Here is a 9668-nt window from a genome sequence, read left to right as displayed (position 1 = left end):
CATTGAACCTACGCCTGCTGGCACGGCTTCTTGCATGTATAAACCACGGTTTTCAACAAGCTTTACGGCTTCGCTCAAGCTTAATACGTCGCTACATACTAGCGCTGAGTATTCACCTAAGCTGTGACCCGCCATAACAACGTCGGCATCTGGGTTAGCTGCTAACCAATCACGGTAAATAGCAACACTTGCAGTTAGTAATGCAGGTTGTGTGCGGTGGGTTTGATTTAATTTTTCTTCTGGGCCATTAAGAACTAGCTCTGCTAAGTCGTAACCCAGTGCATTTGACGCTTCTGCAAATGTTGCTTTAACAATGTCAGAACTCTCTAGTAGTTCTTGTAACATACCAACGCTTTGCGAACCTTGACCTGGGAATAGAAGTGCAATTTTTTGTGCCATACTTTGCTCTTTTTAATTAAACAAATAAATAATGAAATACACGGCACATCAATTATTGATTAACCGCCGTGTCTTTAGAATGTGTGTTTTCGAAAATAGCGGCTATTTTATCAGGAAGTTGACGTTCAACCTCTTTTACCGCTTCATCAATAGCTGCTTGAAATGCTTTAGCTGACGCATTTCCATGACTTTTAACGACAATACCGCGCAATCCTACCAGAGAAGCACCGTTATACTGGTCGGGGTTCACCCTTTTATAGAGTTTTTTTATTATTGGACGCAACATAAACGCCATACATTTATATAAAAGATGCTTTTCGAGTGCGGTTGTAAACTTATTCATAATAAGCTTGGCAATGCCTTCGCATGTTTTAAGTGCTACGTTGCCAACAAACCCTTCGCATACAATGACATCAGCCTTACCCGAAAAAATATCACTTCCTTCGCTGTAACCAATATAATTTATATGTGGGCTTTGCTGCATTAGTTGTGCAGCTTGTTTAATGTCGTCGTGGCCTTTAATGTCCTCAGCACCAATGTTTAATAAACTAACGCGAGGATTGTCCAAACCAAGTGCTTGTCCGGCAACAATAGAGCCCATAATGCCAAACTGATAGAGCATTTGCGCATCACAATGCACATTAGCACCTAAGTCGAGTAAATATACTGGGTTTTTAAGCTCTGTAGGAACAGATGAAATGAGTGCGGCACGTTTAACACCTGGCAGCATTTTTAATACATAGTGAGCCATAAAAAATAGAGCGCCGGTATTACCTGAACTAACACATGCTTGAGCCTCGCCCGATTTAACTAAATCTAGGGCAACACGCATAGATGAGTCTTTTTTTGAACGCACAGCAATTGCAGGTTCACAGGCATTAGTGACTATTTCACTACAGTGACGAATTATGAGTCTAGGATGAGGTAGAGAATCGAGAGATTCGAGTTGTTTAGATATAACGTGTTCATTGCCACATAAAATGAGAGTTAAATTGGCATGAGCATTTACCGCACAAACGGCAGCAGGAATAGATGAACGGGGGCCGTAATCGCCCCCCATCATATCTAACGCTATGGTTAGATCTTTCAGCATATAAGTAATCTCTTATTTAGAAATTACTTGAACGCCTTTGTAGTAACCATCTGCAGTCACATGGTGACGACGATGAGTCTCACCAGATGTTTGATCTACAGTTAAAGTTGGACCACTGATCGCATCGTGTGAACGGCGCATGCCGCGTCTTGCACGAGACTTTTTGCTTTTTTGTACAGCCATAGTCTTCTCCTAAGAATCTTTCTTAAGTTGTTTCAAAATATCAAATGGATTAGGTTTATCATCTTCCGCCTTTAATACACCAAAGCTGGCAGGCTTTGCTGAATAACTGCATGAAGCTTCGTTGTGGGTAGCCACTAATGGAATTGCTAAAATTAGCTCGTCTTCAATTAAATCAAAAACGTTAACTTCACCATTTTCATCAAGCGCTACTTCATCGTAGTCTTCTGGAAAAATATCTAACTCTGTATCTTCACCTACTGGTGAGTATGCAAAGTCTTGAACCAAATCCAACCCTAAATCACCATTACAACGTTGACAAATGACAGTAACGTGTGTGGACAAATTGCCTCTAATCACAGCGAAACCTTGATCATCGTTTTTGCAATGTATTTTTACCGCTATTTCACCTACTTCTTCCTGCACAACTTTCTCTAAACGAGTAAGTTTTTCAAGCGGTACAATTCCGTCATACTTTAAACGGTGCTGTGCTGCTTTGCCTGGATGAAGAGTGATGGGAATTTTCACCTTTTGCATAGGGGCTGCATCATATAGATAGTTAGTTTGTTAGTCAAAGTAAAAAACCATTTTTACTTGGTTTTTAACGTGTTTTACTCTCGGATCTGATTTATCCTAACTCAATCTGAATTATCGTAGGAAAACAGTCCGTGAAGCATCCACTTATTTTAGCGTCAAGCTCGCCTTTTAGGCAGTCTTTATTACAAAAATTTAATTTACCATTTGATACGTTTTCACCAGACGTTGACGAATCAGCACTTGAATGCGAAACACCTACCGAACTGGTTAAGCGTTTAAGTGAATTAAAAGCCTCAGCGGCTAATAAACACTTTAGCAAAGGGTTAGCTATTGGATCAGACCAAGTCGCTGTGTTTAATAATCAAATTTTAGGTAAACCACATAATAAACAAAATGCCGTAAAACAACTAAATTTATTTAGCGGTAATACTGTAACATTTTTAACTGGGCTTTGTGTTTACGATATTGTAACTGGCACTAAAAAAACGTGTGTTGAACCCTTTGATGTTACTTTTAAAATCCTTAGTGATGTACAAATTAGTGCTTATTGCGATGCTGAGCAGCCTTATAACTGTGCTGGCAGCTTTAAAAGTGAAGGGTTAGGCATCTGTTTATTTGAAAAACTAAGCGGAGACGACCCTAATAGCTTAATTGGATTACCATTAATTAAACTCAGCCAGCTACTGACTGAGTTTGGTATTGATATACTTACTGCTCAAAACAAGTTCTAGTTAAATAAATTAGCCAAGCAAAACCTGTTGCAATTGCAGATAATTATCTACCGTTGCAACAGGGCTAAGCTTATTTAGCTGCTGTGCGTTATGTACACCCATTGTTACGCCAATTCTATCCATGCCTGCAGCTTTTGCCATTGTCATGTCTATTTGGGTATCACCAATCATTACAGCGTCTTGAGCGCTTATGCCAAGTTCTTCAAGTAATTGATACAGCATATTTGGAGAGGGCTTAGACAGTGCGTCGTCGCTTGTACGTGTTGCACTAAAAAAATGTCTAAGTTGGCTTTGATCAAGCAAACGCTCTAATCCATCTCGACCTTTACCTGTAGCAACCGCTAAAACAATGCCTTGCTCTTTTAAGGCACCTAAAACGCTAACAACATTATCAAATACAGGAGTTGGCGTGGTATCAACACTATATTGGTGTTTATACCCTTTAATTAGCGCTTGATGCTGCGCGGCATTATTGGGAAATAAAACATCAATTGCTTTTTCAAGCGACATACCAATGATATTTTTAATTGCCAAATCACTTGGCGCCACTAAATTAAGTGACTCAGCACTACTACGAATACAGTTAACTATTTTAGTGACTGAATCCATAACGGTGCCATCCCAATCAAAAATGACAAGCTTATATTTTTTAATCGGCGTCACTGTAATCACTGTTTTGCGTCTCGTAATTTTAGTAATGTATTTTTAAGCGTTTTATCAAGAGGTGCTTCAATACGCATCGTTGTTTCGTTTTTAGGATGATAAAAACTTAAATCGTGTGCATGTAAGAATAAGCGGTTTAACCCAACTTTACGCATAGATTCATCAAACCCCTGGTCACCGTATTTATCATCGCACGCGATAGGATGACCTTTACATTGCGTATGAACACGAATTTGGTGCGTACGCCCTGTAACAGGCGATGCTTGTACAAGTGAGCAATCGTTAAAACGTTCAAGTACTTTAAAACGAGTGTGTGAAGGTTTTCCCTCAGTGTTGTCTACACGTACTACGCGTTCACCCGATTTAAGTGTATTTTTACGCAGCCCTTCAGTAACGTTTTTAGTTTTAGAGTCCCACTGCCCTTCTACAAGTGCCCAGTAATTTTTTTCCATGGTTTTTTCACGAAGCTGTTCATGCAATACTGTTAACACCGAACGGCGCTTTGCAATAAGTAAACAACCCGATGTATCACGGTCAAGCCTGTGAACTAGCTCAAGATTGCGCTCTTCTGGGCGAAGCGCGCGCAGCGCTTCAATTAAACCATAACTTAAACCACTGCCACCATGAACAGCCATACCTGAAGGTTTATTTATGACAATAAGGTATTTATCTTCAAATAAAATATCGTCTTCTAGGCGAGTTACTTTGTCTAACTTTGATGGTACAAACTCTTCACGCTCAGCAACTCTGATAGGTGCAATACGCAGTACATCGTCAAGCTGTAGTTTATATACAGGCTTAATACGCTTTTTATTAACGCGTACCTCACCTTTACGCAAAAGTTTATAAATAGCGCTTTTAGGCACCCCTTTTAAATGGGTAATAAGAAAGTTATCAATACGTTGACCTAAATGGTCTTCATTGATCGTGACATAAGTTACTTGTAAGTCGTTTTTTTCTGACATTGCCTAATCACTAATTTAAGTAAAATAATTTAGTTGCTAACACTGTAATAATAGTGGGATAATCAGCAGCGCAAATATTTAGTATTTGCAAATAACAACGGTGCTTTTTAACACATTAAAACATTCGTGATGCACATTCTGGGTAGCCGATCATACAGATCCGAGTTAAGTTTTCCAAAGCTTTTATGCCTCCTCAGTTAACACGTGCGATCAATTAACGGCAATGCGCGTAATATATTGCTGGTTAAGTTTGAACATGAAGCGATTTTTAATGTGCTAGAGAAAGCAATGAACAGATAATTTGTCTGATAGTGACGACGTAAAAAACGTCGTTCAGCACTAGCTCAATTATTGTAGTACCGTACAGCAGCTTATTTAGAATTAAAAAAATCTAATAAATAAGCGTTCATTAACATCGGTAGCGATTTTTGCTCTTAAAACGGATATTAGCGATACATCAGTATGTATTGCTCACCAACTTAATGAGCCCTACGCACCTAATATGAATGATATTTAGTAAGATTAATATGACAGGCCGACTTCTGGGTAAAACTTGTAAACGTAGCTGAAAAGCCGACAGTTTTAGCACCATTAAGAATTTAATAGCGGTAATAATCGCTATTGTTTGCCAGCATTTAAAATACTGCATACGAGATACAGAGCCGTTCCGTTAAAGACCCAGTCGTGAGGCTGCACATTCTAAAAATAGGGACAACTGAACAGGCGAGAAAAACATCGTCATGTCAGCGACATAAATAAGTAGAGTAACAATATGAAACGTATGCTAATCAATGCAACGCAGCAAGAAGAAATGCGCGTAGCACTGGTTGATGGCCAGCGCCTTTATGATTTAGATATCGAAAGCCCAGGTCACGAACAGAAAAAAGCCAATATTTATAAAGGCAAAATCACTCGCATTGAACCATCTCTTGAAGCAGCATTTGTTGATTACGGTGCTGACCGCCATGGTTTCCTTCCTTTAAAAGAAATTGCACGTACTTACTTCCCTGCAGGTTACACTTTTCATGGTCGCCCTAACATTCGCGACGTAATAAAAGAAGGTCAAGAAGTAATAGTACAAGTTGATAAAGAAGAACGCGGCCAAAAAGGCGCAGCGTTAACTACTTTTATCAGCGTTGCTGGTAGCTATTTAGTTCTTATGCCTAATAACCCTCGTGCTGGCGGTATTTCTCGTCGTATTGAAGGTGATGAGCGAACTGAACTTAAAGAAGCATTAGGTCGTTTAGAACTACCTAAAGGTATGGGCTTAATTGTTCGTACAGCGGGTGTTGGTAAATCATTTGAAGAACTTAACTACGATTTAAAAGCACTATTAGTACATTGGGATGCAATTAAACAAGCAGCCGATAGTGCTAAAGCACCGTTTTTGATTCACCAAGAAAGCAACGTGATTTTCCGCGCAATACGCGATTATTTACGTCGTGACATTGGCGAAATTTTAATTGATAAACCACGTGTTTTTGAAGAAGCTAAAGCGCACATTGAGCGTTTTCGTCCTGACTTTATGAGCCGTGTTAAGCTTTATCAAGGTGACACGCCTTTATTTACACATTACCAAATTGAAAGCCAAATTGAGTCTGCATTCCAGCGTGAAGTACGTCTTCCTTCTGGTGGTTCAATTGTAATTGACCCTACCGAAGCACTGACATCTATTGATATCAACTCGTCTAAGGCAACTAAAGGCGGCGATATTGAAGAGACAGCACTTAATACAAACTTAGAAGCGGCCGATGAAATTGCACGTCAATTACGTCTTCGTGACCTAGGTGGTTTAATTGTAATCGACTTTATCGATATGACTCCTCCACGCCATCAACGTGAAGTAGAGAATCGTTTAAAAGATGCAGCGCGCCCAGACCGTGCTCGCGTTCAAATTGGTAAAATCTCACGCTTTGGTTTACTTGAAATGTCGCGCCAGCGTTTGCGTCCTTCATTAGGTGAAGCAAGCCAAGGCCCATGTCCACGTTGTAGTGGCCAAGGTACTATTCGTTCAAACGAATCAATAGCACTTTCAATTCTTCGCTTAATTGAAGAAGAAGCAATTAAAGACAATACAGCACAAGTAAATGCACAAGTGCCTGTTGCTGTTGCTGCTTATTTATTAAATGAGCAACGTCGTAGTGTTCATCGCATTGAAAAACATCATAAATGTGACGTAGTGATTATTCCAAATCAACATATGGAAACACCACACTATGAAGTTATGCGCTTACGTAAAGACGAAACACTTGAAACTGTAAGTTACGGACAAGTTGTTGCACCAGAGCCTGAAGTATTCGAGATGTCAAAATCTCCAAGTACGCCAGTCCGTGAAGAGCCGATGCTAAAAGGCGTGGTAATGCCTTCTACTCCTGCTCCACAAGCAGCGCCAGCTAAAGCAGTAGAGCCTGCTGCGGTAGCACAAACTAAAACTGAAGGTGGCTTACTAGCTGCTATTGGTAATTGGTTTAAGTCGTTATTTGCAAGTGAATCTGAAGAAGAGAAAAAAGAAGCTGTAGAAAAAGAGCAGCAAGAAACGCGCAATAATGCGCGTCGTGGTAACGATAACCGTCGTCGTAATAACAATCAACGTCGTCGTAATAATAACCCACGCACTAACAAGCCGCGCAATGAGCGTCCAGCCGCTGAAGAGGAAGCTAAAACTGACTCAGCAGCAAGCACCGAGACTCAAGAGAGAAGCGAGAACCGCAACAAGCGCCGTCGTAATCCTAACTCTCGTAAGCGCCCAGAGCATAAAAACCAAGAAAAAGATCAAGTTAAAACTGAAACCCCTGCAAAGGTGGAAGTAGAAACTGATTCTAAGCCAGCACAAGCTACAGAGCCTAAAGAGCAGAAGCCTAAAGTTCGCCGTCAACGTCGTAACATACGTAAAAAAGTACGTCTGCAAGATGAAAAAGCTGAGCAAGCTAACTCAACAGAGCAAGTACCTGAGCAAACGGCTGTAACTGAAACTCCACAAGTTCAAGAGCAAGCTCCTGCTGTAGAAAAGCAAAAGCAAACTCCGGCAGAAAAAACAGCTCACATTAAAGAAGAGAAAGTTGATGTTGTTGATTCTAACGATGAAACAGCAACTACTGAAGACGAACAAGAGCAAACACGTACACGTTCACGTCGTTCTCCTCGTCATCTTCGTGCATCTGGCCAACGTCGTCGTCGCCCTGAAGGTGAAGCAGAAGTTAAATCTGATGAAGCCCCTGCATTTATTCCAGTTGCTGATCAAGCTGCTGCAGAATACGAAGCAGAACTTAAAGCGAAATCAGAAGAAACACCGGTAGATGCGTCGCAACAAGTTGAACAAGCCGTTGCGGTTGAAGACTTAGCAAAAGTTGAAGCTGTAGAAGAGCCAGTAAAAGCTAAAGAACCGGCTAAAGCTGAAACGCCAGTAGCCACTGAAGAGCCAGTTAAAGTTGAAACACCAGTAGCAACTGAAGAGCCTGCTAAAGTTGAAACACCAGTAGCAACTGAAGAGCCAGCTAAAGCTGAAACACCAGTAGCCACTGAAGAGCCAGCTAAAGTTGAAACACCAGCAGCAACTGAAGAGCCTGCTAAAGTTGAAACGCCAGTAGCAACTGAAGAGCCAGCTAAAGTTGAAACGCCAGTAGCAACTGAAGAGCCAGCTAAAGTTGAAACGCCAGTAGCAACTGAAAAGTCTGCTAAAGCTGAAACATCAGTAGTAACTAAAGAGCCTGCTAAAGTTGAAGCAAAAGTGAAAACTGAAAAATCAGCACCGCATGTTAAAACAGCGGTTACTCAAGGGTCAGCAAGTGCGCCAATGGCACAACCTACTCCTGTAGCTGATAGCGAAGTGAAACATACGTCTGTAGCAATGGCTCACGATAAACGTGAACTAGTTCCAGACAGTGGTTTACGTGCAGGTTCAATCAAACCTGCTGGTCGTGCAAGTTCTGCAATGACTAAAACAATGAGTGTTGATCAATAACTAACATTCATTTAAAAGCCCCGCTATTTAATAAATAGCGGGGCTTTTTTGTTTACATACTTTGAATAATTATTAAAGTTTCTTCACGCTCATAATAAGCGATTTATTCACAAAGAGGTTAAGAGACGCTGCGCTTTTAGAGGGAGTAATACAACTCAACCTGGCTAACTTGAAAAAGCTCCGCTAATAAACCATGGCTTGTGTTTTCTCATTTACTCCTCTTTCACTTCTCCTTATGAAATAGATCTTTAAGGGGTTTATTAGCAAAGATATTAAATAACTAGATGCAGTGTTTCTTGCGTAAGCAAGCTTCACGTCTTGTATCTACAGCCGAAATTTAACACCGTGAATAAGATTAACGAGTAGACGCTCAACTTGTTGGCGTGATGGGCAAAGCCCGTAAAAGTAATTTGTTCACAAAGAGGTTAAGAGACGCTGCGCTTTTAGAGGTAGTAAAAAGGCTAAGCCTGCCAATAAAGCATGGCTTGTGTTTTCTCATTTATTCCTCTTTCACTTCTCTTTGTGAAATAGATCTTTTAGTGGTTTTGTTAGCAAAAAAATTTAATAAAAAGAAGCGTTGCTTCTCGCGTAAGCAAGCTTTACGACTTCAGCCGAAATTTAAAACCGTGAATAAGATTAGCTTGTGTTTTCTCATTTACTCCTCTTTCACTTCTCTTTGTGAAATAAATCATTTAATGGTTTTGTTCCGATGCAACGAATTTATATACCGATACATCGAGTAGGGTGAGGCTTATGCCTCATCCCTCTCACAGAACCGTACGTACGGACCTCGTATACGGCTCCTGTACCCTTCACATTTTATCAACTTATTTCCTAAACGCTGATAAAGCAAGCCATCCCGTATTCACTTTTTCTATTGGATATAAACCAAGCTCCTCAAACCATTGGTTTGGCATCGATACACAAGATAAAGGGCTTAGTGAGTTACGCCACGAGTTCATCTTTATGAACTTAAACGGTGGCTTTTTCCCTAACTGCTTTAGTCGTCGATGTAGCCTTGATGGCTTCTTCCACAACCTCAGCTGTATTGCCCTTAGTCTTCGTCTGATCCAACCTGCCAAGGCTTTTAGCTCTCGCTTACAATTGGCTATACTAAAATAATTTACAAAACCGCGCAC

Annotated in this window: 9 protein-coding genes; 2 read left to right on the top strand and 7 right to left on the bottom strand. The window is 40.5% G+C overall.

All coding sequences use genetic code 11. The features are described from left to right. From L655_RS0103630 to yceD, 4 genes are all read right to left on the bottom strand, one after another. On the bottom strand, positions 1 to 399 hold a 399-nt coding region (locus L655_RS0103630; RefSeq protein WP_024604132.1), incomplete at its 3' end, for an ACP S-malonyltransferase. A 52-nt stretch (positions 400 to 451) separates the two neighbouring features. Then, positions 452 to 1492, bottom strand: coding sequence for a phosphate acyltransferase PlsX (gene plsX, locus L655_RS0103625; RefSeq protein WP_024604131.1), 1041 nt, complete (start codon positions 1490 to 1492; stop codon positions 452 to 454). Positions 1493 to 1504: 12 nt separating this feature from the next. Continuing rightward, on the bottom strand, positions 1505 to 1675 hold the full coding sequence (rpmF, locus tag L655_RS0103620; RefSeq protein WP_002962381.1) for a 50S ribosomal protein L32: 171 nt from the start codon (positions 1673 to 1675) through the stop codon (positions 1505 to 1507). A gap of 9 nt (positions 1676 to 1684) precedes the next feature. Beyond that, positions 1685 to 2209, bottom strand: a complete 525-nt coding sequence (gene yceD / locus L655_RS0103615; RefSeq protein WP_007375269.1) for a 23S rRNA accumulation protein YceD — start codon at positions 2207 to 2209, stop codon at positions 1685 to 1687. 131 nt (positions 2210 to 2340) lie between these two features. Here yceD and L655_RS0103610 point away from each other — a divergent pair, with 131 nt between their 5' ends. Continuing rightward, positions 2341 to 2940: a Maf family protein gene (locus L655_RS0103610; protein ID WP_024604130.1), complete on the top strand. Its 600-nt coding sequence runs from the start codon at positions 2341 to 2343 to the stop codon at positions 2938 to 2940. 9 nt (positions 2941 to 2949) lie between these two features. Here L655_RS0103610 and L655_RS0103605 read toward each other — a convergent pair whose 3' ends face one another. Together L655_RS0103605 and rluC are read right to left on the bottom strand one after the other, a co-directional pair. Then, positions 2950 to 3612, bottom strand: a complete 663-nt coding sequence (locus L655_RS0103605) for an HAD-IA family hydrolase (RefSeq protein ID WP_024604129.1) — start codon at positions 3610 to 3612, stop codon at positions 2950 to 2952. Beyond that, on the bottom strand, positions 3609 to 4568 hold the full coding sequence (rluC, locus tag L655_RS0103600) for a 23S rRNA pseudouridine(955/2504/2580) synthase RluC (RefSeq protein WP_024604128.1): 960 nt from the start codon (positions 4566 to 4568) through the stop codon (positions 3609 to 3611). The genes L655_RS0103605 and rluC overlap by 4 nt, the downstream gene beginning before the upstream one ends. Positions 4569 to 5340: 772 nt before the next feature. Between rluC and rne the strand changes: the two genes are divergently transcribed. After that, the gene (gene rne, locus L655_RS0103595) at positions 5341 to 8529 is read left to right on the top strand and encodes a ribonuclease E (RefSeq protein ID WP_024604127.1); all 3189 of its coding nucleotides are present in this window, start codon (positions 5341 to 5343) and stop codon (positions 8527 to 8529) included. Positions 8530 to 9356: 827 nt separating this feature from the next. Here the strand turns inward: rne and L655_RS0103590 are convergent. Further along, on the bottom strand, positions 9357 to 9668 hold a 312-nt coding region (locus L655_RS0103590; RefSeq protein WP_024605253.1), incomplete at its 5' end, for a group II intron maturase-specific domain-containing protein.

The sequence above is a fragment of the Pseudoalteromonas sp. TAE79 genome (genome assembly GCF_000498015.1).
Taxonomy (GTDB): domain Bacteria; phylum Pseudomonadota; class Gammaproteobacteria; order Enterobacterales; family Alteromonadaceae; genus Pseudoalteromonas.
Note: the sequence above shows the minus strand (reverse complement) of the source record. Positions and strands in the feature narration are given on the sequence as shown.